Genomic DNA, 22,080 nt, shown 5'->3' with positions numbered 1-22,080 from the left:
GGCGGACTCCACTCGAAAAAATTCGATAAGAAAAAAGGCGCTGAAGCGATAAATTCATCATTGTTGACGCATGCAGATGACGCACATACGAACCGCTGTCCGCGGTTATCCCGCCATCGATCGACCCGGAGGATCGCAAACGGAAGGGCGGATCATAGCGTAAAGCGAAGCAGAGATCTTCACTTTCTACACAGTTTTGATCCAATTTATCCACAGGCCATCGCTGCGGGGATAAGTTTACGCTCTCGTGCTCAAAAGGCATTCAGGATCGTCTGCATTCATCGAATTTTAAAGCGCCCGTCACGTTATTGTCGCAAGCCTGATGTAAGGGATCGCAAGAAGATCCTGAACGATCCTTGCGCTTTATAGCAGAGGCCGTATAATTCTCGCCCCGACGCGTAGCGCTCTGGCCCGTACCGGCTGGTTTTGCGGTCGACCGGGACATCCAGACGCGGCTTTTAACGCGAAGTAAATTGACTCCGGACTGTACAATTATTACAATCCCGCCTCTTTATTAAAGACACACTGAGGCGTCGGTCGGTTTTCTGACCATCAAAACGCGTCACCCAGTGAAAATTTTCCAAGTTTAGGTAGAAATCGCCATGAAACGCACTTTTCAACCGTCCGTACTGAAGCGTAACCGTTCACACGGTTTCCGTGCTCGTATGGCAACAAAAAATGGTCAACAGGTTCTGGCACGTCGTCGTGCTAAAGGCCGTTCACGCCTGACCGTTTCTAAGTAATAAAAGCTAACCGCTCAGTGGTTAAGCTCGCATTTCCCAGGGAGTTACGTTTGTTAACTCCCACTCATTTCACTTTCGTCTTCCAGCAGCCACAAAGAGCTGGCACGCCGCAAATTACTATTCTCGGCCGCCTGAACTCGCTGGGGCATCCCCGCATCGGTCTTACCGTCGCAAAAAAACACGTCAAACGCGCGCATGAACGCAACCGGATCAAGAGATTGACCCGCGAGAGTTTTCGCCTGCGTCAACATGAACTTCCAGCAATGGATTTCGTGATCGTGGCGAAAAAAGGCGTGGCTGACCTAGATAACCGTGCGCTGACGGAAGCGTTGGAGAAACTATGGCGTCGTCACTGTCGCCTGGCTCGCGGCTCCTGATAGCGGTCATCCGCGTGTATCAACGCGCGATTAGTCCGCTTTTAGGACCCCACTGTCGCTTCCATCCCACCTGTTCTCAATACGGTATTGAGGCATTGCGCAGGTTTGGGGTGATAAAAGGCAGTTGGTTAACGATGAAACGCGTATTAAAATGCCACCCCTTGAACCCGGGTGGCGACGATCCGGTGCCGCCAAAAACCGACGATAACAGAGAACATTAACGATGGATTCGCAACGCAATCTTTTTCTCATCGCTTTTCTGTTCGTGTCTTTTATGATCTGGCAAGCCTGGCAGACGGACCACGCTCCGCAGCCTGTGCAGACTCAGACCACACAAAACACGACCAGCGCAGCCGGTGATGCCGCAAACCAGGGCGTACCTGCCAGCGGACAGGGCAAAACGATCACCGTTAAGACTGATGTCCTGACATTACATATCAACACCCGTGGTGGCGATATCGAGCAGGCACAGCTGCTGACTTACCCGGATAAACTGGGTTCTTCTCAGCCATTCCAGCTGCTGGAAACCAACCCAGGTTTTCTGTATCAGGCTCAGAGCGGTCTGACCGGTCGTAACGGCCCGGACAACCCGGCTAACGGCGCGCGTCCACTGTTCACCACCACTCAGGATAGCTTTGAGATGGCGGACGGCCAGAGCGAACTGCGTATCCCGATGACCTACACTGCGGAAAACGGCGCAACCTACACCAAAACCTTCGTACTGAAGCGCGGTGAGTTTGCGATCAACGTGGATTATCAGGTTAACAACACCACCCAGCAGCCGCTGGAAGTGGCGATGTTCGGTCAGCTGAAGCAGACCATCGACCTGCCAAAACACCGCGATACCGGCAGTAATAATTTTGCGTTGCACACTTTCCGTGGCGCGGCTTACTCCAGCAGTGAGACCAACTACGAGAAGTACAAGTTTGATAAAATCAGCGATAACGAAAACCTGAGCACCACCACCAACAACGGTTGGGTGGCGATGCTTCAGCAATACTTCGCGACGGCCTGGGTGCCACGCACCAACGGCACCAATACGCTTTACACCAGTAACCTGGGTAACGGTATTGCGGCTATCGGCTACAAATCTGCACCGGTCACTATCGCCCCTGGCGCGCAGCAGAATCTGGCTGCCACCCTGTGGGTTGGACCGGAAATTCAGGACAAGATGGCCGCTATCGCGCCGCATCTGGACCTGACCGTGGATTATGGCTGGTTGTGGTTTATCTCGCAGCCGCTGTTCAAACTGCTGAAATTCCTGCACAGCTTTATCGGTAACTGGGGCTTCTCCATTATCGTTATCACCTTTATCGTTCGTGGCATCATGTACCCGCTGACTAAAGCGCAGTACACCTCCATGGCGAAAATGCGCATGCTGCAGCCGAAGATTCAGGCAATGCGTGAGCGTATCGGTGAAGATAAGCAGCGTATGAGCCAGGAAATGATGGCGCTGTACAAAGCAGAGAAAGTGAACCCATTGGGTGGCTGTCTGCCGCTGGTTATCCAGATGCCAATCTTCCTGGCGCTGTATTACATGCTGATGGGCTCGATTGAACTGCGTCATGCGCCGTTTGCACTGTGGATCCATGACCTGTCTGCACAGGACCCGTACTACATCCTGCCGATCCTGATGGGCGTAACGATGTTCTTCATTCAGAAGATGTCGCCGACCACCGTGACCGACCCGATGCAGCAGAAGATCATGACCTTTATGCCGGTGATCTTCACCGTGTTCTTCCTGTGGTTCCCGTCTGGTCTGGTGCTGTACTACATCGTCAGTAACCTGGTCACCATTATCCAGCAGCAGCTGATTTATCGCGGCCTGGAAAAACGTGGCTTACACAGCCGTGACAAGAAGAAAGCATAAGTTTCACTAAAAGATGCTTCACCCGGAGGATTTCTCATTGCAGCCAATACGCGGGCAGTGAGAAAGAGGAAGGGTGTACTATAAGGCGGTCACTGACCGCCTTATTTTTTTGCCAAAAAAAGAGAGTCGAATATGAGTCATAGCGAGACTATCGTCGCCCAGGCGACGCCGCCAGGTCGCGGTGGTGTGGGCATCCTGCGCATTTCCGGCAGCAAAGCCGCTGAGGTTGCTCAGGCACTGCTGGGCAAGCTGCCTAAACCCCGCTACGCCGACTATCTGCCCTTCCGTGATACCGATGGGAAAGCGCTGGACCAGGGCATTGCGCTGTGGTTCCCAGGCCCGAACTCCTTTACCGGCGAAGATGTGCTGGAACTGCAGGGTCATGGCGGCCCGGTGATCCTCGACCTGCTGCTTAAGCGCATTGTCGCCATGCCTGGCCTGCGTATCGCCCGTCCCGGCGAATTCTCAGAACGCGCCTTCCTCAATGACAAGCTGGACCTCGCGCAGGCTGAGGCGATTGCCGACCTGATTGATGCCAGTTCTGAACAGGCAGCGCGCTCGGCGCTGAACTCCCTTCAGGGGGCGTTTTCGCTGCGCGTTAACCATCTTGTGGAAGCACTTACTCACCTGCGAATCTACGTCGAAGCGGCTATCGACTTCCCGGATGAGGAGATCGACTTCCTGTCAGACGGCAAAATCGAAGCGCAGCTGGAACAGGTGATTGCCGATCTGGATGGCGTGCGGGCCGAAGCGCGTCAGGGCAGCCTGCTGCGGGAAGGCATGAAGGTGGTGATCGCCGGTCGCCCCAATGCCGGTAAGTCCAGCCTGCTGAATGCGCTGGCAGGCCGTGAGGCGGCGATTGTGACCGATATCGCCGGTACCACCCGCGACGTGCTGCGCGAGCACATCCATATTGACGGCATGCCGCTGCATATCATTGATACCGCCGGACTGCGCGAAGCCAGCGACGAAGTTGAGCGCATCGGCATCGAACGTGCGTGGAACGAGATCGAACAGGCAGATCGCGTGCTGTTTATGGTTGACGGCACCACCACCGGCGCCACCGAGCCTGCCGAAATCTGGCCAGACTTTATTGCCCGTTTACCCGCGACTCTGCCGATCACCGTGGTGCGTAACAAAGCGGACGTCACCGGCGAGGCGCAAGGTCTGACGGAAGTGAATGGCCACTCACTTATTCGCCTGTCGGCCCGCACCGGCGACGGCATTGACGTGCTGCGCAACCATCTGAAAGAGAGCATGGGCTTCTCCGGCAACATGGAAGGCGGCTTCCTGGCGCGTCGTCGTCACCTGCAGGCGCTTGAGTTAGCAGCTACTCACTTACTCCAGGGAAGAGAGCAGCTGCTGGGCGCCCGTGCTGGCGAACTGCTGGCGGAAGAGCTGAGAGTGGCGCAACAGGCGTTAAGCGAAATCACCGGCGAGTTTACCTCCGATGATTTGCTGGGCCGCATCTTTTCCAGCTTCTGCATCGGTAAATAAATCAAAGGGGAAACGCAGGTTTCCCCTCTTTTCTCTGCAAAACGTCCAATGCTGCTCAGCTATCGCCAAAAACATGATCTTAATCTGAAAGTCTGCACTTCCACGTAAAGTGAGGTGATATTTGCTAAGAAAATTCTTACAATAGCCCCGATGATTTTCCGACCATTTTCACGGAGCGACAGATGGCCAGTCATTTTGCACGCCGCACCCTTACCCAGGGTCTCCCCTCGGTACAGCGACTCTCACAACCCCTGCTTGATTTCTCCAGCACGCTGGCTGAAAAGCGCCGTGTGCGTTATCTGGCAGCCCGCGCGTTGCTGGCTGACCTGATGCTGCGCGTTTATGGCCTTTCACAGCTGCCGGAAATGACGCTCAGCGCGTGTGGCCGCCCGGTGTTTGCCGACCCCGACCTTCCTGACTTCAGCCTGGCCTATGCCGGTAACATTATTGGCGTCCTGCTGGCAGAAGAAGGCGGTCATGCCGGGCTGGGCATTGAAATTGTCCGTGCGCACAGCAGGCAAACCCAGGAGCAGTATCTGCAAGGCCTCTCTTCCGGTGAACGCGCCTGGATTAATGCGCAAACCGACCCCAGCGAAGCCGCTATCCAGCTGTGGGCAATGCGTAAAAGCCTGATGAAGCTGACCGGGGTGAAAGAAGGCCGCAGCGAGTCATTGCGGCTGCATCCCGCCTCTGGCCGCTTACGCTCGCTGGAGTATCCCGATATTCAGGCGGTTTCCGACGTGGAACCCTTATTGATCTGGTCCTGTGCGCTGTCACCCGGCAACGAGCGTTTGCATCTTTGGGAGTCTGACGAAGAGAAGAACTGGACGCGACTGCAGGATATTCAGGTCAACAAACCGGCGATGGGCCAACGCATGCTGCGTCTGACCAGTCTGCCAGCAGAGAAAGTGTTTCAGGGATAGGCACGGGAAACGCGGCGAACGCCGGCGTTGAGAAAGCCACAGGCCAGCCGGAGCTGGCCTGCTTAACGCGATTAATGCGCGTCGATAAACACGATTTTCAGCACAAACAGCAGCGCGACAACCACCACGCAGGGGCTGATTTCACGCCAGCGACCGGTGCCAAACTTCATCACGCAGTAAGAGATAAAGCCTAACGCAATCCCTTCGGTAATGGAGAAGCTGAAGGGCATCATCACCGCCGTGACAAAGGCCGGAACGGCTTCGGTCAGGTCATCCCACTTCACGCGCGCCAGGCTTGAGCTCATCAGCACGCCAACATAAATCAGCGCACCCGCCGCCGCATAGGCTGGAACCATGCCCGCCAGCGGTGACAGGAACATCACCAGCAGGAACAGGATCCCGGTCACCACCGCCATCAACCCGGTACGGCCCCCGATGGAAACACCGGATGAGCTTTCGATATAGGCCGTCACGGAAGAAGTGCCGATATAAGAACCGGCCACCGAGCTGATGCTGTCAACGAACAGCGCCTGCTTCATGCGTGGGAAGGTGCCTTTCTCGTCGGTCAGACCCGCTTTGTCGGTGACGCCAATCAGCGTACCGGAGGAGTCGAACAGGTTAACCAGCATAAAGGAGAAGATGATGCCGGCCATGCCAACGTTCAGCGATCCGGCCAGATCCACCTGACCGACAATCGAGGTGATGCCGGTTGGCGCGGAGAAGACGCCGCCGTATTTCACATCACCAATCGCCAGACCAATCAGCGTGGTCACCACAATCGACACCAGCACCGCGATATGAATATTGCGGGAAGCCAGAATGGCGATAATAAAGAAGCCCAGCGCACCCAGCAGCACGCTGTGTGAGGTCAGGTTACCGACCGCCACCAGCGTATCTTTGTTGGAAACGATGATGCCGGCATTTTTCAGGCCGATCATCGCAATAAACAGACCGATACCGGCGGTGATCCCCACGCGCAGGCTGGCAGGAATATTGGCAATCATCCAGTAGCGGACGCGGAAAATGGTCAGCAGCAGCAGGCCAACCGCGCCCCAGAAGATGGCACCCATCCCCACCTGCCAGGAGATGCCCATCGCACCGACCACCACGAAAGCAAAGAAGGCATTCAGGCCCATTGCCGGCGCAAGTGCCACCGGCAGGTTAGCGACCAGGCCCATCAGGATGCTGCCGAACGCGGCAATCAGACAGGTGGTGACAAACACCGCCTGGGTGTTCATGCCCGCCACACCGAGGATCTGTGGGTTCACAAAAACGATATACACCATCGTCAGGAAAGTGGTGATACCTGCAATCACTTCGGTACGGACGGTCGTGCCGTGTTCCTGCAGTTTAAAGATCCGCTGTAGTAGGCCTGGATTAGTCATTATGTGATTCCAAAACGGAGAAAAGTTGTCGACGGCTATCCTAACCTAAAATTCTGATTTTGGGAGCTAACCGACAGGTTTTTTCGCAACCGGTTGCGCCGCGTTTTACAGACGTTCACAACCACTAACTGGAATTGACATTTCTCAGTCGCAATTCCGCCGCAGGTAAGTCAAAGTGGAGCGACCGTAAAAAAACTCCGGGAGACACCGATGACTGTTGGATGTGTATTTTTTGATTGCGACGGAACGCTGGTGGACAGTGAACTGCTTTGTACCCAGGCCTACGTGAATACCTTCGCGCAGTTTGGCGGCGACCTTTCACTGCAGGAGATGTTTGAAAAGTACAAAGGCGTCAAGCTGTACGACATTATTGCCGAGGTGCGCGCCGGGCATCATCTCAGCGTCAGCAAAGAGGAGTTCGAACCGGCATACCGCAAAGAAGTGGCGCGGCTGTTCGATCTGGAACTGAAGCCGATCGCCGGCGCAAAAGCGCTGCTTGAGCAGATCACCGTGCCGATGTGCGTGGTATCCAACGGGACGGTGCCAAAAATGCAGCACTCGCTGGGGCTGACGGAGATGCTGCCGTGGTTTACCGATCGCCTTTACAGCGGCTATGACATTGGCAGCTGGAAACCCGATCCGGAATTGATGTACCACGCCGCCCGCGAGATGAACGTTCCCATCGGGCAGTGCATTCTGATTGATGACTCGGAAGCGGGAGCGAAGGCCGGTATTGCGGCAGGCATTCCGGTGTTTTACTTCTGCGCGGATGCGCATAATAAGCCGCTGGATCACCCTTTGGTCACCCCTTTCACCGAGATGGCCGAACTGCCTGCACTGTGGCGGGCAAAAGGCTGGAACATCACCAGTTAAGCGGCGTCAGAGGCGAATCTCTTCGCCCCTGAGCCGATCAGCCAATCGCGCCCAGCGAATCCTCCGTGCCCTGCTTTTTGGGCAGCAGGAACAGGGTGGCGAAGATATCCAGCAGGTAAATCAGCGCCAGCAGGGTAATGGCGGCGGTAAACGACAGGTGGATCACCAGCAGACCTATCACCAGTGGACCAAAACCGCCCACACCACGGCCGAGGTTGAACAACACGTTCTGCGCCGTTGCCCGCACCTTCGCCGGGTAGGTGTCGGAGATCAGGGCACCGTAACCGCCAATCATCCCGTTCACAAACATCCCCATCACCGCACCGGTAAACAGCATCACGGTCGGGTCGCGCAGCTGCGCATACACGATCACCATAATCACCGCACCAAACTGGTAAAGCAGGAAAATCTTCCAGCGCGCGAAGCGGTCCGCCAGCACGCCAAACAGCCAGATGCCAAAGGTCATGCCGATCACCGTCACCGCCGTCCACAGCCCTGACTTGGTCAGCGAGAAGCCGAAATTGCTGGAAAGGTAGCTTGGCATCCAGATCATCAGGCCGTAATAGCCAAAATTCTGCACCGAACAAAGGATGAAAATCCCCAGGCTGGCTTTGGCGGTCGCGCGATCCTTGACCAGCAGCTTAAGCCTTGCTGAGAACGAAAGGCCCTGGTTCACATCCACATGTTGGGTAAATCCGGCCGGTTCGCCCATGCCGCGGCGGATAATAAAGGAGGCGAGAGCCGGCAGTAACCCGACCAGGAACATGCCGCGCCAGCCAATGTAGCCCAGCAGGAACGGGGTGATAAATGCCGCCAGTAACACGCCCAGCTGCCAGCCGATACCGACCCAGGCCGACGCGCGGTTACGCTTGTTGGCAGGCCAGGCTTCGGCAATCAGCGCCATACCAATGCCGAATTCCCCGCCCAGCCCGACGCCCGCTAAGGTGCGGTAGGCCAGCAGATCCCAGTAACCCTGCGCCACCGCGCACAGACCGGTGAACACCGAGAACATCAGGATGGTATAGGTCAGTACGCGGATGCGGCCAAAGCGATCGCTCAGGTGCCCGAAGATAATGCCGCCGAGTACCGCGCCAATCAGCGTCCAGGTCACCAGTGAGCCCGCCTGCGAAGGGCTGAGCGCCAGTGAAATCGAGATGGCGGGCAGCATAAAGCCCAGAATCAGCAGATCGAAGCCGTCCATTGCATAGCCGCTGATCGCCGCCAGCATGGCCTTGCCTGGAGTAGCGCCCTTTACGGGCGTCTTTGAAATCATGAGTGTTCCCTGCCAGAAATAAAGTGCGGCAAGTATAAGTAGGCAGGCGGTCACATTCCAGACGAAAAGTCGCCGGCAGGATCAACGGGCCGGACTCAGCCGGCCAGTGAGGAACATCAGGTAGGAGAATTACTGCCTTCGTCGTCGCCGGTTAACAGCTTATCGAGCTCGTCACCGCCAACGTGGCGGAAATCCTGCCCTTTAACGAAGTAGAAGATGATTTCGCAGATGTTCTGACAACGATCGCCGATACGCTCAATGGCGCGGGCGCAGAATAACGCGGTCAGCACGCTGGGAATGGTGCGCGGATCTTCCATCATATAGGTCATCAGCTGACGCACGATGCCCTCATACTCCTGATCGACCTTCTTGTCTTCACGGTAGATCTCAATCGCCGCGCCCAGATCCATCCGCGCGAAGGCATCCAGCACATCATGCAGCATCTGAATGGTGTGATGGCCCAGCGACTCCAGGCTGACCAACAGCGGCTTGTGATGCTGACCGAATTTCTCCAGCGCGGTGCGGCTGATCTTCTCGGCCACATCACCAATGCGTTCCAGCTCGGAGATGGTTTTGATGATCGCCATCACCAGACGCAGATCGCTGGCGGTGGGCTGACGTTTGGCGATGATGCGCACGCAGGCTTCATCAATCGACACTTCCATCATGTTGACCTTCTGGTCACCATCAATCACCTGCTTCGCCAGCTCGCCATCCTGGTTGTGCATCGCTTTGATGGCGTCCATCAGTTGCTGCTCAACCATGCCGCCCATGGTCATCACCTGGGTACGGATATGCTCCAGCTCGGCGTTAAACTGCCCGGAGATATGTTTATTCAGATTCAGGTTATCCATCGTACTCTCCAGTCAACTCAACCGTAACGGCCGGTAATGTAGTCTTCAGTTTGTTTCTGATGCGGCTTGGTAAACAGCGTGTCAGTATCGCTGAATTCAATCAGTTCGCCCAGATACATAAAGGCCGTGTGATCGGAACAGCGTGCAGCCTGCTGCATGTTGTGCGTCACGATAACCACGGTGTAATCCTGCTTTAATTCGGTGATCAGCTCTTCAATGCGGCCGGTCGAGATCGGATCCAGCGCCGAGCAGGGTTCATCCAGCAGCAGCACCTCTGGGCGAATGGCAATGCCCCGCGCGATGCACAGACGCTGTTGCTGACCACCCGACAGGCTGTAGCCACTCTGGTGCAGCTTGTCTTTGGTTTCTGTCCACAGCGCGGCCTTGGTCAGCGCCCACTGTACGCGCTCATCCATATCCGCGCGGGACAATTTTTCAAACAGGCGCACGCCAAAGGCGATGTTGTCATAAATCGACATCGGGAACGGCGTCGGCTTCTGGAACACCATTCCGACCCGGGCACGCAGCAGCGCGATATCCTGGCTGGCGGTGAGAATGTTTTCGCCATCCAGCATGATCTCGCCTTCTGCCCGCTGTTCCGGGTAGAGCGAGAACATCTTGTTAAAGGTACGCAGCAGGGTGGACTTGCCACAGCCTGACGGGCCGATAAACGCCGTGACCTGGTTTTTCGCGATATCCAGATTGATGTTTTTCAGCGCATGAAATTTCCCGTAGTAGAAGTTCAAATCACGAACCTGAATCATCTTACTTGAGGTGTTGTCAGCCATTCTCTTTCTCGCTTATTCACGCCGCCGCAGCCGCGCTTAAGTAATTAATGTTTGCCCTTGGCAAAAACGACGCGCGCCAGGATGTTCAGCAACAGCACGCAGAGGGTAATCAGCAGCACGCCCGCCCAGGCCAGACTCTGCCATTCGGCAAACGGGCTCATGGCGAATTTAAAGATGGTCACCGGCAGGTTGGCCAGCGGCTGCATCATGTCAGTACTCCAGAACTGGTTGGAGAGTGAGGTGAACAGCAGCGGCGCCGTTTCGCCCGCAATACGGGCAATCGCCAACAGCACGCCGGTCAGAATGCCGGAGACGGAGGCTTTCAGGGTGATCGCCGAGATCATCTTCCACTTCGGCGTGCCCAGCGCGTACGCCGCTTCACGCAGGCTGTCCGGCACCAGTCGCAGCATGTTTTCCGTGGTGCGGATAACAATCGGGATCTGCAGCAGGGCCAGCGCAACCACACCCGCCCAGCCAGAGAAGTGCTGCATCTTGGCCACAACCAGCGTGTAGACAAACAGACCGACCACAATCGACGGAGCAGACAGCAGGATGTCGTTAATAAAACGGATCACCTCGGCCAGCCAGGATTTGCGGCCATATTCGGCCAGATAAACCCCGGCCATAATGCCCAGCGGCGTGCCGATCACCGTTGACCATAAGATTAACAGTCCGCTACCGGCGATGGCGTTGGCCAGGCCGCCACCGGCGGTATTTGGCGGCGGCGTATTCTCGGTAAACAGCGACAGCGTCATGCCATCCACGCCACGGGTGACGGTGGCAAACAGGATCCACACCAACCAGAACAGGCCAAAGGCCATGGTCAGCATCGACAGCGCCAGCGCGATGCGGTTTTTCATTCGACGCCACGCCTGCATTTTGCGGCGGGATGCGTCCAGTTCGGCGCGAGACTGCATTTCCATGGTGGTCATGAGCGCGCTCCTTCACTTTTTGCCAGGCGCAAAATCATCAGTTTTGAGCAGGCCAGCACGATAAAGGTAATCACAAACAGGATCAGGCCCAGCTCCATCAGCGCGGCGGTATGCACGCCGGATTCCGCTTCAGCAAATTCGTTCGCCAGCGCGGAGGTAATACTGTTGCCCGGCATAAACAGCGACGGGCTGTCGAGCTGGTAGGTGTTACCGATGATAAAGGTCACCGCCATGGTTTCACCCAGCGCACGCCCCAGACCGAGCATCACGCCGCCAATCACGCCGTTTTTGGTGAACGGCAGCACCACGCGCCAGATCACTTCCCAGGTGGTGCAACCGATGCCGTAAGCCGACTCTTTCATCATCACCGGCGTTTGTTCAAACACATCGCGCATCACAGACGCGATGTACGGGATGATCATGATCGCCAGGATAATCCCGGCAGCCAGAATACCAATACCAAATGCCGGACCCGAGAACAGCGTACCGACGATGGGAATGTTCGCCATCAGGTCGCCCAACGGGGTCTGGAAGTAGGTGGCAAACAGCGGCGCAAAAATAAACAGGCCCCACATGCCGTAGACAATGCTGGGGATCGCCGCCAGCAGCTCAATCGCCGTGCCCAGCGGGCGGCGGAGCCAGTTCGGTGCCAGTTCAGTCAGGAACAGGGCGATACCAAAGCTGACCGGAACGGCAATAATCAGCGCGATAATCGAGGTCACGACGGTGCCGTAAATCGGTACCAGCGCACCAAATTGTTCGTTGGGTGCATCCCAGGTTTTGGTCCACAGGAACGAGAAACCAAATTTCTCAATGCTGGGCCAGGAAGAGATGATCAGAGAGACAATAATGCCACCGAGCAGCAGCAGCACGATCAGCGCAGCCAGTTTTACCAGTGCACCGAAAATGATGTCACCCTGCTTGCCGGGGGCTTTGAATGTCGGCTTGGTTGCAGCCATAGAGTTCTCGATGTTGAAAGTGTAGGGGCGGCACGACGGTGCCACCCGAGGGAACGGGCCGGAGTGCTCCGGCCCCTACAACAGCTTAGTACAGTGCTTTACCGGAGCTGTCTTTCACGTTGGTTTTCCAGGCGGCACGGATCTGCTCAACTACCGAGTCTGGCAGCGCAGCATAGTCCAGGCTGTTGGTGGTTTTGCCGCCGTTTTTGTAGGCCCAGTCGAAGAATTTCAGTACCGCTGCGCCTTTCTCCGCGTTGGCCTGCTCTTTCTGCACCAGGATAAAGGTGGTGGAAGAGATTGGCCATGCGTCGTCACCTTTCTGGAAGGTCAGGTCCTGGGCGAAAGATTCTGTCCAGTTCGCGCCTTTCGCGGCGTTGCTGAAGCTCTTCTCGCTTGGAGAAACGGCTTTACCGTCGGCATCCATCAGTTTGGTGTACGCCAGGTTGTTCTGCTTGGCATAGGCATATTCTACGTAACCGATTGAACCCGGCAGACGCTGAACGAACGCGGCGACGCCGTCGTTACCTTTACCGCCCAGACCGGTTGGCCAGTTAACGGTGTTGCCCTTACCAATTTTGCTGTTCCAGTCGCTGTTCACTTTCGCCAGGTAGCTGGTGAACACGTAGGACGTACCGGAACCGTCAGCGCGGCGCACCACGTTGATGTTGCTGTCTGGCAGCTTAACGCCTGGGTTCAGCTTGGTGATTGCCGGATCGTTCCACTTCTTGATGGTACCCAGGTAGATATCACCGACGGTTTTACCGTCCAGCGTCAGCTGACCGGATTTGATTCCCGGAATGTTGACGGCCAGCACCACGCCACCGATCACGGTTGGGAACTGGAACAGGCCATTCTTCTGCAGATCTTCATCTTTCAGTGGCGCATCAGACGCACCAAAATCGACGGTTTTTGCGATGATTTGCTTCACGCCACCGGATGAACCGATACCCTGGTAGTTAACCTGAGCGCCAGTCGCTGTGTTGTAGTCTGCAGCCCATTTGTTGTACACAGGCGCCGGGAAAGTCCCACCGGCACCGGTCAGGTTAGTGGCGGCAAAAGCAGAAACCGCGGTCAACGAAAGGGTTACCGCTACACATTGAGCCAGGGTTTTTTGCATCAGTGTCATGTTCCCTCCAGGGGGATTAAAAGTCAGGCTTAACGCCATTTTAATAATGAATAATCATTGCTGCTGGAGGCAAAATAGGACAGTTTGATGACAGTAAAATGTACACTTTATGACAGTTTTGTGACGGTGGGTGAGTTTGAGTCAGGTCGTGACGCGGATAGGCCAGGAGCCGAAAAGATAACCATCAAATTCAGGGGCATCGACATCTGACAGGGCCATCAGACGTAACTTTACGTTCTCCAGATGCGTCCACATCGCCAGTTTGGCGGCAGCGGCATCTTTTTTCTGTAACGCAGCCAGGATCAGCTGGTGATCCTTCAACCATTCGCGGCGGTACTCCTTGCTGGAGATGCGCTCATGCAGCTGTTGCCACATGGGGTTGTTCTCCCGCTGCGCCCAGCACTGCTTCCACATCTCTGTCAGCATATTGTTGTGGGTGGCTTCGACAATGGCCAGATGGAACAGCTTATCGCCATCCTCACCGCCACCGGTTTCAATATCTTTAATCTCGGCATCCAGCGCGGCGCGCATTTTCTTGATATCCGCTGGCGTGACCTGCAGTGCGGCAAATTCGGCAATGTTGCTTTCCAGCAGCTGCCTGGCCTGCAGCAGTTCGAACGGCCCGATCAGCGAGGCACCGTCCTGTTGCTGGCGATCGCCTGGCATGGCAATCACATAGATCCCCGAGCCTTTGCGCACCTCAACGTAACCTTCAATTTCCAGCATGATCAGGGCTTCACGCACCACTGAGCGACCAACCCCCACCCGCTCAGCGATATCCCGCTCGGGAGGCAGTCGCGTGCCGATCGGATACTTGCCTGAATGCAGCTCTTCTTTCAGGTATTCACCGACCTCGCGGTATTGACGCTTTACTTCAACACTCATAGCCACAGCCTCAGTCAGGAAATACGCCTTCAGATAGTAGGAAAATGCTGAAGAGTGGTCAACCAGAATGCCGGTCTGGTTGACGCATTCTGCCGCTTAGCGCAGCGTCCAGCTATCCTGACGCTCGCCGTTAATGGTCAGCGTGCGGGTTTCTCCTGTGGGCAGCTGCAGGCGTAAGGTTTTCCAGGCCGGGCGATAGTGTCCATGGGCAGTGAACTGAATATTGATGCGCTCAGCATCGCTGCTCAGCGTCCAGTTGAGCCACAACGCACCGTCGCGCTGCCACTCCCAGCTTTCCCCATCATCTTCAAACAGCATGCCGGTCTCTTCAGCGATCCCTTGTGCCGGGAACAGCAGCAGCGTGCGCTGGTCATCCAAATCATTGTCGATATGGCCCACCCGGCTGGCCTGCGGCAGCGCCGCGCCCGCTCTGACCATCAACGGCAGTCGGTCTAAGGGCGCATCCACGCTAATCGTCTGGCCGCCCTGGTGCCACTGACCGCTGTAATAATCGTACCAGCCGGTGGTATTTTCAGGCAGGTAGATGGCGCGCTGCGTGGCTCCCGGCTCGACCACGCTGGCCACCAGCAGATCACGCCCCAGCATAAAATCATCGGTCTCGTCGAAGGTGCGGGGATCGTGCTCGTGGTCGAGGAAGGTCGGGCGCAGCATCGGCTCATCGTCCTGACTGGCCTGCCACAGCAGCGTGTACAGGTAAGGCATCAGACGGTAGCGCAGCGCCATCGCGTCGCGGATCGCCGGGGTGACCTCCGGGTACATCCAGGGTTCATTGACCGTGCGATCGTCATTCCATGAATGGATGGTGAAACGCGGATGCATGACGCCGTTCTGGACCCAACGCACAAACAGCTCCGGATCGGGCTTGGCGCCTGAGAATCCGCCCACGTCATGCCCAACGTTATATAAGCCGGAGAGGCTCATCCCGACGCCCATCCGCGTGTTATAGCGCAGCGTCTGCCAGTTAGTGCGGTTGTCGCCACTCCAGGTCTGCACATAGCGCTGCATCCCCGCACAGCCTGAACGGGAGATCAGGAAAGGACGCTTTTCGGGCGCGAACCGCTGCTGGGCCTCCATCGAAGCACGCATCATCAGTAGCGGCATGACCGGACGGATCAGCTTGATCGGCAACGGCTGACCGAAGCCGTGACAGCGCGCTTCGCCATCCCAGACTTCATATTCGTTGTTGTCATTCCAGGTGGAATCAATCCCCTTTTCCAGCAGCTGGTGGGTGACATTTTCCTGCCACCAGGCCACCGTGGCCGGATTGGTGAAGTCGAGGTGCGATCCTTCGTCATCCCAGAAGACCGAGCGTTCAGGCGCGTCTGATTCAGAATCGCGAATAAACAGCCCCTTCTGCGCCACTTCGTCATAGCGCGGATGGTCCTGCAACAGGCAAGGCTTAATGTTGGCAGCCAGCTTCATCCCGGCCTCATGAAACGCCGCACTCATCAGCTCCGGCTGCGGCACCTTGTCGTGGTTCCAGTTGAAGACATAACGCTTGTCGTTGATTGAGGTGTAGCCTGACGACAGCTGGAACGAGTCGCACGGAATGGCATTTTCCCGACACAGCGAAATAAAGTTCATCAGCTGAACCTGCGCATCCGGCGCATCGGTGTAATGCATGGTCGAACCGCTGTAGCCGAGGCTCCATTTCGGGCCAAACAGCGTTTTCCCGGTCAGACGAACAAAGGCTTTGGTGACATCCAGTACTTTTGGCCCAAGGAACAGGTAATAATCGAGGTCGCCTGCCTCGGCCTGATAACGGCGGTACGGCAGATGGTAATTATCCAGCTCGTTGCCTAAATCCAGCTGAGTGGTGCTCAGGTTGTCATAAAACAGCCCGAAGCTGACGGTATCGCGCCGCGTCAGGGTGAAGGGAATATGCTTATACAGCGGATCGGTCGAGGCGGCGTTATAGCCCATCGCATCCAGGTTGCGCATTTCATAGCGGCCTCCGGTACGGTTAAGATCGCCCGCTTTCTCGCCCAGGCCGTAATAGTTGTCTTCCGCGTAACGGCGCTGATAATGCGCCACGCCATCACCATGGGCATTGAGCAGATAGGCGCCGGTAGGGCGATCGGCGCAAAGCGGCTGCCATCCCGCCTCTTCATTAAGATATTCCCACTCCAGCCACAGCGGCTGATGAACGGTCACCCGCAGGCAATCGGTGGTCACCACCAGCCTGTCGTCCTGATGCTCGCAGTGATAACCCGGCAGCGAGAAGCCTTCACAGCTTTCCCGCAGGCGACCTTCCCACGGCACGTCCGCTTCCGGCGCGATGCTCCAGGTGCGATCCAGCGCCAGCTCCCCTTTCTGCTTGATCAGCACCCGACACAATCCCTGTTCCAGCACGTAGAGGCGGAACAGGTGTTTTTCATCGACGCAAAGCTCAATAAATTCGGCCGTTTTCTGCCCTAACACCCAGTTTTTCAATGTTTTCATCGTTTACTCTTCAAAATTGTCAGTCTGGAAATCAGGCCGCGCGCGACGTGCTTCGACGTTCGGCAATAAACGCGACCAGGAACACGGCACCAATCAGATCGAAAAAGCCCATGGCCACAAACAGCGGATTGAATCCGATGGTGTCAGCCGTGACGCCTATCAACAGGGAGAACAGGAAGCTGGCGATCCAGGCAAAGGAACCCCGCATCCCGTTCACCGTAGCCATCTGCCCTTTATCAAAGGACTCCACCACCAGCGCACTTAACATGCAGGAGATCACCTGATGGCCAAAGCCACCCACCGAGATCAGGATAATGGTGATGTAAGGGTCTTTGGTGATCGCCACCAGCGCCAGCGACAGCATCAGGAATGCGCCGGTCACCGAGCTGGCAACCACCGAGTTCACCAGCGAGCAGCCAAACCAACGGGTGTAGAGGCGCGTCAGGTAGCCACTGGCGATGCTGCCCAAATCGGCGGCGAGGAACGGCAGCCAGGCAAACATGGCAATCTGTTTCAAATCCATGCCGCGTTCGCTGGCGAGGTACAGCGGTACCCAGAAGCTTAAAACTGCCCAGGCGGGCTCAGCCATAAAGGCCGGGATGGCGATGCCGTAGAAACGTTTGTTTTTGCCGACGGTTTTCAGCGCGGTGAAGAACGGCAGTCTGACCGCATCGGGCTCGTTATCCTGCTTGATCAACGCCAGCTCGTCTTTGTCCAGACGCGGGTGATCTTCCGGCGAATGATAGAACAGCAGCCACAGCACTACCCAGCCAGCTGCCAGCGCGCCCGAGAACAGGAAGGCGCCTTGCCATCCCCAGTAGCTGTGGGTGACGTAAATGATCGGCGGCGCCAGCATGGCACCGACAGAGAAGCCGACACCGGCCCAGCCTGCGGCGATGGGACGCTCTTTTTTCGGGAACCAGTCGCCAATGGTTTTGGCGTTAGCGGGCGTGGCAGCGGCTTCCGCGGCACCCATAAAGAAGCGGAGGATCGCCAGATGGATCCAGCTTCCCGCGCCGGCATGTAACAGGCTGACCAGTGCCCAGATACTGGCGCAGATCACAAAGCCCAGCTTGAGGCCAATCACATCAATCAGCCAGCCACACAACGGCTGGAACAGCGTATAGGCCAGCTGGAAAGCACCGACAATCCAGGAATACTGTTCGGTGGTGATCCCCAGACTGGTTTTTAATTCCGGGGCCAGAATGCCCAGCGAGTTGCGGGTCAGGTAGTTAACGGTAACGCCCAGCAGGAACAGCACCAGCATCCACCAGCGTAACTTTTTGACTTTTCTCTTACTGCCCACCGCCTCTTGCACACTGTTTGCCGTCAGGCTCATCGCTTATCTCCGGTCGAAAGAGGTAACGGCGGCGGTCAGTCACGTCACTTTCCAGACGCATTGCTGATCCACACCCTCACCCTGGTTGCCCGCATCTTGCGGACAAGGTGAAAAAGTGGTCAACAGGAAATGTGCAGATGGGTGATATCACTCACAACAATAGCCAATATTGGTCGACCAAAACGCTATTTTGGTGTTTTATGGCAGTTAACCGCCTCTCTTCGACCATTCAATGAGCGAATGCGAGCATTTATATAAAAAGTGGTCAACCAAATATCCTGGCGCGATGGGATGTCTGGCAAAACGGAGCCTACGCAATGACGGTATTTATGGGTGAAGATTTCTTACTGCGCAGCGATGCCGCGCGCGAGCTGTATCACCGCTATGCGGCGGATATGCCAATCTATGACTATCACTGCCATCTCAACCCGCAGGATATTGCTGAAGACCGTCAGTTTGAGAATCTCAGCCAGATCTGGCTGGAAGGCGATCACTATAAATGGCGGGCGCTGCGTGCGGCGGGCGTGGCAGAATCGCTGATCACCGGCAACGGCAGCGATTATGATAAATATCAGGCCTGGGCGCAGACCGTGCCGAAAACGCTGGGCAATCCGCTCTATCACTGGACGCACCTCGAGCTGAAGCGGCCGTTTGGCATCACCGGCCAGCTGTTCCGGCCTGAAACGGCAGAAAGCCTCTGGCATCAGTGCAACGCGCAGCTGGCGACGCCGGAATTTTCCGCGCGCGGCATTATGCGGCAGATGAAGGTGAAAATGGTCGGCACCACCGACGACCCGATCAGCGACCTGCGTTACCATCGCCAGATCGCCGCTGACCGCACGTTCGACACTGAGATCCTGCCAAGCTGGCGTCCGGACCGCGCCTTTAAAATCGAACTGGACGGTTTCGCCGACTATATCTCTCAGTTGGGTGAAGCGGCGGACGGTGAAATTACTGACTGGGACAGCCTGCTGACCGCCTTAATGCGTCGGCTGAATCACTTTGAGGCCCATGGCTGCCGCGCGGCCGATCACGGCATCGAAATCGTGCGCTTTGCGCCAGTGCCGACAGAAGCCACCCTAAGCCGCCTGCTGCAACGGCGGATTGCCGGGCAGACGCTGGATGAGGCAGAGGTCGCGGGCTTCACCACCGCCGTGCTGGTGTGGTTAGGTCAGCAATACGCGCAGCGCGGCTGGGTGATGCAGTATCATATTGGCGCATTACGCAATACCAACAGCCGGATGTTCAGGCTGGTGGGCGCCGATACCGGGTTTGATTCCATTGGCGACCGCACCTACGCCCGCGAGCTTTCGCAGTTGCTGGATCAGATGGATAAAACCGACCAGTTGCCGAAAACCATCCTTTACTGCCTGAACCCACGCGATAACGAGATGATCGCCGCGCTGACCGGCAATTTCCAGGGCGGCGGCATTGCCGGCAAGATCCAGTTCGGCTCCGGCTGGTGGTACAACGATCAGAAAGACGGGATGCAGCGCCAGCTGGAACAGCTCTCTCAGCTTGGCTTGCTGAGCCAGTTCGTCGGCATGCTCACCGATTCCAGAAGCTTCCTGTCCTATACCCGTCACGAGTACTTCCGCCGCATCCTGTGCAATATGCTGGGTGGACTGATGGAGCAGGGCGAAATCCCGCATGAAATGGCGTGGGTGGGCGAAATGGTGCAGAACATCAGCTATAACAATGCCCAGCGCTATTTTGCTAAAGCCTGAGTCGCCCGGCGTTAAGCCATAAAAAAACCCCGGTTGTGCCTTCAACAGCAGAACCGGGGTTTTGTTTTTGCGGAAAGTCTCCGACGAAAGCGGTTATTCCACCGTGACTGACTTCGCCAGGTTACGCGGCTGGTCGACGTCGGTGCCCTTAATCAGCGCCACGTGGTACGACAGCATCTGCAACGGCACAGTGTAGAAGATAGGTGCAATGATATCTTCAACGTGCGGCAACGGGATGATGCGCATCCCTTCGGAGTTGCTGAAACCGGCATCCTGATCGGCAAACACGTACAGCAGACCGCCGCGCGCGCGCACTTCTTCGATGTTCGACTTCAGTTTTTCCAGCAGCTCGTTATTCGGCGCGACCACAATCACCGGCATATCGGCATCAATCAGCGCCAGAGGACCGTGTTTCAGTTCGCCGGCCGCATAGGCTTCCGCATGAATATAGGAGATCTCTTTCAGCTTCAGCGCCCCTTCCATGGCGATCGGATACTGATCGCCACGGCCAAGGAACAGCGCATGATGCTTGTCAGAGAAGTCTTCCGCCAGCGTCTCAATCAGCTTGTCCTGCGACAGCATCTGCTCGATGCGGGCTGGCAGCGCCTGCAGGCCATGCACGATGTCATGCTCAATCTGCGGATCCATGCCTTTCAGGCGACCCACTTTCGCCACCAGCATCAGCAATACCGTCAGCTGCGTGGTGAAGGCCTTGGTCGACGCCACGCCGATTTCGGTGCCCGCTTTGGTCATTAGCGCCAGATCGGATTCACGCACCAGCGAAGAACCGGCCACGTTACACACCGCCAGCGATCCCAGATACCCGAGCTCTTTCGACAGACGCAGCGCAGCCAGCGTGTCCGCCGTTTCACCCGACTGGGACAGGGTGATCAGCAGGCTGTTTTTACGCACGGCGGATTTGCGGTAGCGGAATTCAGAGGCAATCTCAACGTCACACGGCACGTTGGCCAGCGCTTCGAACCAGTAGCGCGACACCATGCCGGAGTTGTAGGAGGTGCCACAGGCGACAATCTGGATATGCTCAACCTGCTTCAGCAGTTCGTTGGCCTGCGGTCCCAGCTCAGAGAGGTCCACTTCACCGTGACTGAAACGCCCGCTCAGGGTGTTTTTGATCGCCATCGGCTGCTCGTAAATCTCTTTCTGCATGTAGTGGCGGAACTGGCCTTTATCGCCGGCATCGTACTGCACGTTAGATTCGATTTCGGCGCGGGTGACCTGCTCGCCCTGACGATCGACAATGGTGACATCGCGACGGGTGATCACCGCAATATCGCCTTCCTCAAGGTAAACGAAGCGACGGGTGACCGGCAGCAATGCCAGCTGATCGGAAGCGATAAAGTTTTCGCCCACGCCACGGCCAATCACCAGCGGGCTGCCGGAACGGGCGGCCACCAGCAGCGACGGATCGCGGCTGTCCATGATCACCATGCCATAGGCACCGCGCAGCTGGGGGATCACGCGCTGTACCACTTCACGCAGTGAACCGCCCTGTTGCTGCTGCTCCCAGTGAACCAGGTGAGCAACCACTTCCGTATCGGTCTCGGAGGCAAAGCGGTAGCCACGCTCGATCAGCAGTTCGCGCAGCGGCTCATGGTTTTCAATGATGCCGTTGTGAACGATGATGATGTGTTCAGAGATATGGGGATGCGCATTCGCCTCGGAAGGCTCGCCGTGGGTTGCCCAACGGGTATGCGCTATGCCTGTTCCACCCAGCAATGGCGTGGTTTCAGCCGCTTCGGCCAGCATGGCCACTTTACCGACACGGCGCAGGCGCGTGACCTGGCCTTCTGCGGTAACCACTGCCACACCGGCAGAGTCGTAGCCGCGGTATTCGAGACGACGTAAGCCTTCAAGCAGGATTTCAGCGATATCACGCTGGGCTACTGCACCAACAATTCCACACATAATGTTATTCCTGAGGTCATGACCGTAACGGTCATTAACTTTGTCTTCTGACCTGATGAGTCCGGATTGCGCCGGTTCCCCGAGCCTTTGTAGAGAGTGGGGATTATATTTATGACTGCTTTTGCGGGAGGGATGGTTCC

The 22,080-nt window shown here is 56.6% G+C and carries 19 protein-coding genes; 8 read left to right on the top strand and 11 right to left on the bottom strand.

Features of this window, described 5'->3' with window-relative positions:
* Window positions 1-602 precede the first annotated feature (602 nt).
* The 6 genes from rpmH (at window position 603) to ACXKZG_RS22835 (ending at window position 5,410) form a co-directional block, all read left to right on the top strand.
* Window positions 603-743: a 50S ribosomal protein L34 gene (rpmH, locus tag ACXKZG_RS22860; RefSeq protein WP_013204567.1), complete on the top strand. Its 141-nt coding sequence runs from the start codon at window positions 603-605 to the stop codon at window positions 741-743.
* A gap of 17 nt (window positions 744-760) precedes the next feature.
* Entirely contained in the window at window positions 761-1,120 is a 360-nt protein-coding gene (rnpA, locus tag ACXKZG_RS22855; protein ID WP_034889333.1) for a ribonuclease P protein component, read from the top strand.
* On the top strand, window positions 1,084-1,341 hold the full coding sequence (yidD, locus tag ACXKZG_RS22850) for a membrane protein insertion efficiency factor YidD (RefSeq protein ID WP_071822134.1): 258 nt from the start codon (window positions 1,084-1,086) through the stop codon (window positions 1,339-1,341). The genes rnpA and yidD overlap by 37 nt, the downstream gene beginning before the upstream one ends.
* 2 nt (window positions 1,342-1,343) lie before the next feature.
* Entirely contained in the window at window positions 1,344-2,990 is a 1,647-nt protein-coding gene (gene yidC / locus ACXKZG_RS22845) for a membrane protein insertase YidC (RefSeq protein WP_134823112.1), read from the top strand.
* A 132-nt stretch (window positions 2,991-3,122) separates the two neighbouring features.
* Window positions 3,123-4,487, top strand: a complete 1,365-nt coding sequence (mnmE, locus tag ACXKZG_RS22840) for a tRNA uridine-5-carboxymethylaminomethyl(34) synthesis GTPase MnmE (protein WP_013204570.1) — start codon at window positions 3,123-3,125, stop codon at window positions 4,485-4,487.
* A 182-nt stretch (window positions 4,488-4,669) separates the two neighbouring features.
* Window positions 4,670-5,410, top strand: coding sequence for a 4'-phosphopantetheinyl transferase family protein (locus ACXKZG_RS22835; RefSeq protein ID WP_134823114.1), 741 nt, complete (start codon window positions 4,670-4,672; stop codon window positions 5,408-5,410).
* Window positions 5,411-5,481: 71 nt separating this feature from the next.
* On the opposite strand, the gene ACXKZG_RS22830 is transcribed toward ACXKZG_RS22835, so the two are convergent.
* Window positions 5,482-6,795, bottom strand: coding sequence for an NCS2 family permease (locus ACXKZG_RS22830; RefSeq protein WP_013204572.1), 1,314 nt, complete (start codon window positions 6,793-6,795; stop codon window positions 5,482-5,484).
* A 210-nt stretch (window positions 6,796-7,005) separates the two neighbouring features.
* Here ACXKZG_RS22830 and yieH point away from each other — a divergent pair, with 210 nt between their 5' ends.
* Window positions 7,006-7,668 (top strand): 6-phosphogluconate phosphatase, encoded by a 663-nt coding sequence (gene yieH / locus ACXKZG_RS22825; protein ID WP_488875498.1) that lies wholly within the window; start codon window positions 7,006-7,008, stop codon window positions 7,666-7,668.
* 37 nt (window positions 7,669-7,705) lie between these two features.
* Here yieH and ACXKZG_RS22820 read toward each other — a convergent pair whose 3' ends face one another.
* The 9 genes from ACXKZG_RS22820 to ACXKZG_RS22780 form a co-directional block, all read right to left on the bottom strand.
* Window positions 7,706-8,941 carry an MFS transporter gene (locus tag ACXKZG_RS22820; protein WP_134823116.1) on the bottom strand — a complete coding sequence of 412 codons (1,236 nt, stop codon included), beginning with the start codon at window positions 8,939-8,941 and terminating at the stop codon, window positions 7,706-7,708.
* A 116-nt stretch (window positions 8,942-9,057) separates the two neighbouring features.
* Window positions 9,058-9,795: a phosphate signaling complex protein PhoU gene (phoU, locus tag ACXKZG_RS22815; protein WP_013204575.1), complete on the bottom strand. Its 738-nt coding sequence runs from the start codon at window positions 9,793-9,795 to the stop codon at window positions 9,058-9,060.
* A gap of 17 nt (window positions 9,796-9,812) precedes the next feature.
* A complete protein-coding gene (gene pstB, locus ACXKZG_RS22810) occupies window positions 9,813-10,583 on the bottom strand; it encodes a phosphate ABC transporter ATP-binding protein PstB (protein WP_013204576.1) in 771 nt (256 codons plus the stop codon).
* 44 nt (window positions 10,584-10,627) lie between these two features.
* Window positions 10,628-11,515 carry a phosphate ABC transporter permease PstA gene (gene pstA / locus ACXKZG_RS22805; protein WP_013204577.1) on the bottom strand — a complete coding sequence of 296 codons (888 nt, stop codon included), beginning with the start codon at window positions 11,513-11,515 and terminating at the stop codon, window positions 10,628-10,630.
* Window positions 11,512-12,474: a phosphate ABC transporter permease PstC gene (gene pstC / locus ACXKZG_RS22800; RefSeq protein ID WP_013204578.1), complete on the bottom strand. Its 963-nt coding sequence runs from the start codon at window positions 12,472-12,474 to the stop codon at window positions 11,512-11,514. The genes pstA and pstC overlap by 4 nt, the downstream gene beginning before the upstream one ends.
* Window positions 12,475-12,559: 85 nt before the next feature.
* Entirely contained in the window at window positions 12,560-13,600 is a 1,041-nt protein-coding gene (pstS, locus tag ACXKZG_RS22795) for a phosphate ABC transporter substrate-binding protein PstS (protein WP_013204579.1), read from the bottom strand.
* Between the two features lie 141 nt (window positions 13,601-13,741).
* Window positions 13,742-14,485, bottom strand: coding sequence for an FCD domain-containing protein (locus ACXKZG_RS22790; RefSeq protein WP_041692168.1), 744 nt, complete (start codon window positions 14,483-14,485; stop codon window positions 13,742-13,744).
* Window positions 14,486-14,581: 96 nt separating this feature from the next.
* Window positions 14,582-16,948 carry a glycoside hydrolase family 31 protein gene (locus ACXKZG_RS22785; protein ID WP_488875497.1) on the bottom strand — a complete coding sequence of 789 codons (2,367 nt, stop codon included), beginning with the start codon at window positions 16,946-16,948 and terminating at the stop codon, window positions 14,582-14,584.
* Window positions 16,949-16,979: 31 nt separating this feature from the next.
* Window positions 16,980-18,287 (bottom strand): MFS transporter, encoded by a 1,308-nt coding sequence (locus tag ACXKZG_RS22780; RefSeq protein ID WP_013204582.1) that lies wholly within the window; start codon window positions 18,285-18,287, stop codon window positions 16,980-16,982.
* A gap of 317 nt (window positions 18,288-18,604) precedes the next feature.
* Between ACXKZG_RS22780 and uxaC the strand changes: the two genes are divergently transcribed.
* Window positions 18,605-20,014 (top strand): glucuronate isomerase, encoded by a 1,410-nt coding sequence (gene uxaC, locus ACXKZG_RS22775; protein WP_488875496.1) that lies wholly within the window; start codon window positions 18,605-18,607, stop codon window positions 20,012-20,014.
* A 93-nt stretch (window positions 20,015-20,107) separates the two neighbouring features.
* Here uxaC and glmS read toward each other — a convergent pair whose 3' ends face one another.
* Complete coding sequence (gene glmS, locus ACXKZG_RS22770) at window positions 20,108-21,940, bottom strand: glutamine--fructose-6-phosphate transaminase (isomerizing) (protein ID WP_013204584.1); 1,833 nt, start codon at window positions 21,938-21,940, stop codon at window positions 20,108-20,110.
* Between the last annotated feature and the right edge of the window lie 140 nt (window positions 21,941-22,080).

The sequence above is a fragment of the Erwinia sp. 2186 genome, from assembly GCF_057812255.1.
The sequence above is the reverse complement of the archived record's forward strand: the minus strand, read 5'-3'. Positions and strand labels throughout refer to the sequence as shown.

Coding starts and splice junctions, on each gene's coding strand:
- ACXKZG_RS22785 (WP_488875497.1), bottom strand. CDS start 16,948: ATGAAAACATTGAAAAACTGGGTGTTAGGGCAGAAAACGGCCGAATTT.
- ACXKZG_RS22780 (WP_013204582.1), bottom strand. CDS start 18,287: ATGAGCCTGACGGCAAACAGTGTGCAAGAGGCGGTGGGCAGTAAGAGA.
- pstB (WP_013204576.1), bottom strand. CDS start 10,583: ATGGCTGACAACACCTCAAGTAAGATGATTCAGGTTCGTGATTTGAAC.
- phoU (WP_013204575.1), bottom strand. CDS start 9,795: ATGGATAACCTGAATCTGAATAAACATATCTCCGGGCAGTTTAACGCC.
- ACXKZG_RS22835 (WP_134823114.1), top strand. CDS start 4,670: ATGGCCAGTCATTTTGCACGCCGCACCCTTACCCAGGGTCTCCCCTCG.
- ACXKZG_RS22790 (WP_041692168.1), bottom strand. CDS start 14,485: ATGAGTGTTGAAGTAAAGCGTCAATACCGCGAGGTCGGTGAATACCTG.
- pstS (WP_013204579.1), bottom strand. CDS start 13,600: ATGACACTGATGCAAAAAACCCTGGCTCAATGTGTAGCGGTAACCCTT.
- pstA (WP_013204577.1), bottom strand. CDS start 11,515: ATGACCACCATGGAAATGCAGTCTCGCGCCGAACTGGACGCATCCCGC.
- yidC (WP_134823112.1), top strand. CDS start 1,344: ATGGATTCGCAACGCAATCTTTTTCTCATCGCTTTTCTGTTCGTGTCT.
- rpmH (WP_013204567.1), top strand. CDS start 603: ATGAAACGCACTTTTCAACCGTCCGTACTGAAGCGTAACCGTTCACAC.
- mnmE (WP_013204570.1), top strand. CDS start 3,123: ATGAGTCATAGCGAGACTATCGTCGCCCAGGCGACGCCGCCAGGTCGC.
- yidD (WP_071822134.1), top strand. CDS start 1,084: ATGGCGTCGTCACTGTCGCCTGGCTCGCGGCTCCTGATAGCGGTCATC.
- ACXKZG_RS22830 (WP_013204572.1), bottom strand. CDS start 6,795: ATGACTAATCCAGGCCTACTACAGCGGATCTTTAAACTGCAGGAACAC.
- yieH (WP_488875498.1), top strand. CDS start 7,006: ATGACTGTTGGATGTGTATTTTTTGATTGCGACGGAACGCTGGTGGAC.
- glmS (WP_013204584.1), bottom strand. CDS start 21,940: ATGTGTGGAATTGTTGGTGCAGTAGCCCAGCGTGATATCGCTGAAATC.
- uxaC (WP_488875496.1), top strand. CDS start 18,605: ATGACGGTATTTATGGGTGAAGATTTCTTACTGCGCAGCGATGCCGCG.
- ACXKZG_RS22820 (WP_134823116.1), bottom strand. CDS start 8,941: ATGATTTCAAAGACGCCCGTAAAGGGCGCTACTCCAGGCAAGGCCATG.
- pstC (WP_013204578.1), bottom strand. CDS start 12,474: ATGGCTGCAACCAAGCCGACATTCAAAGCCCCCGGCAAGCAGGGTGAC.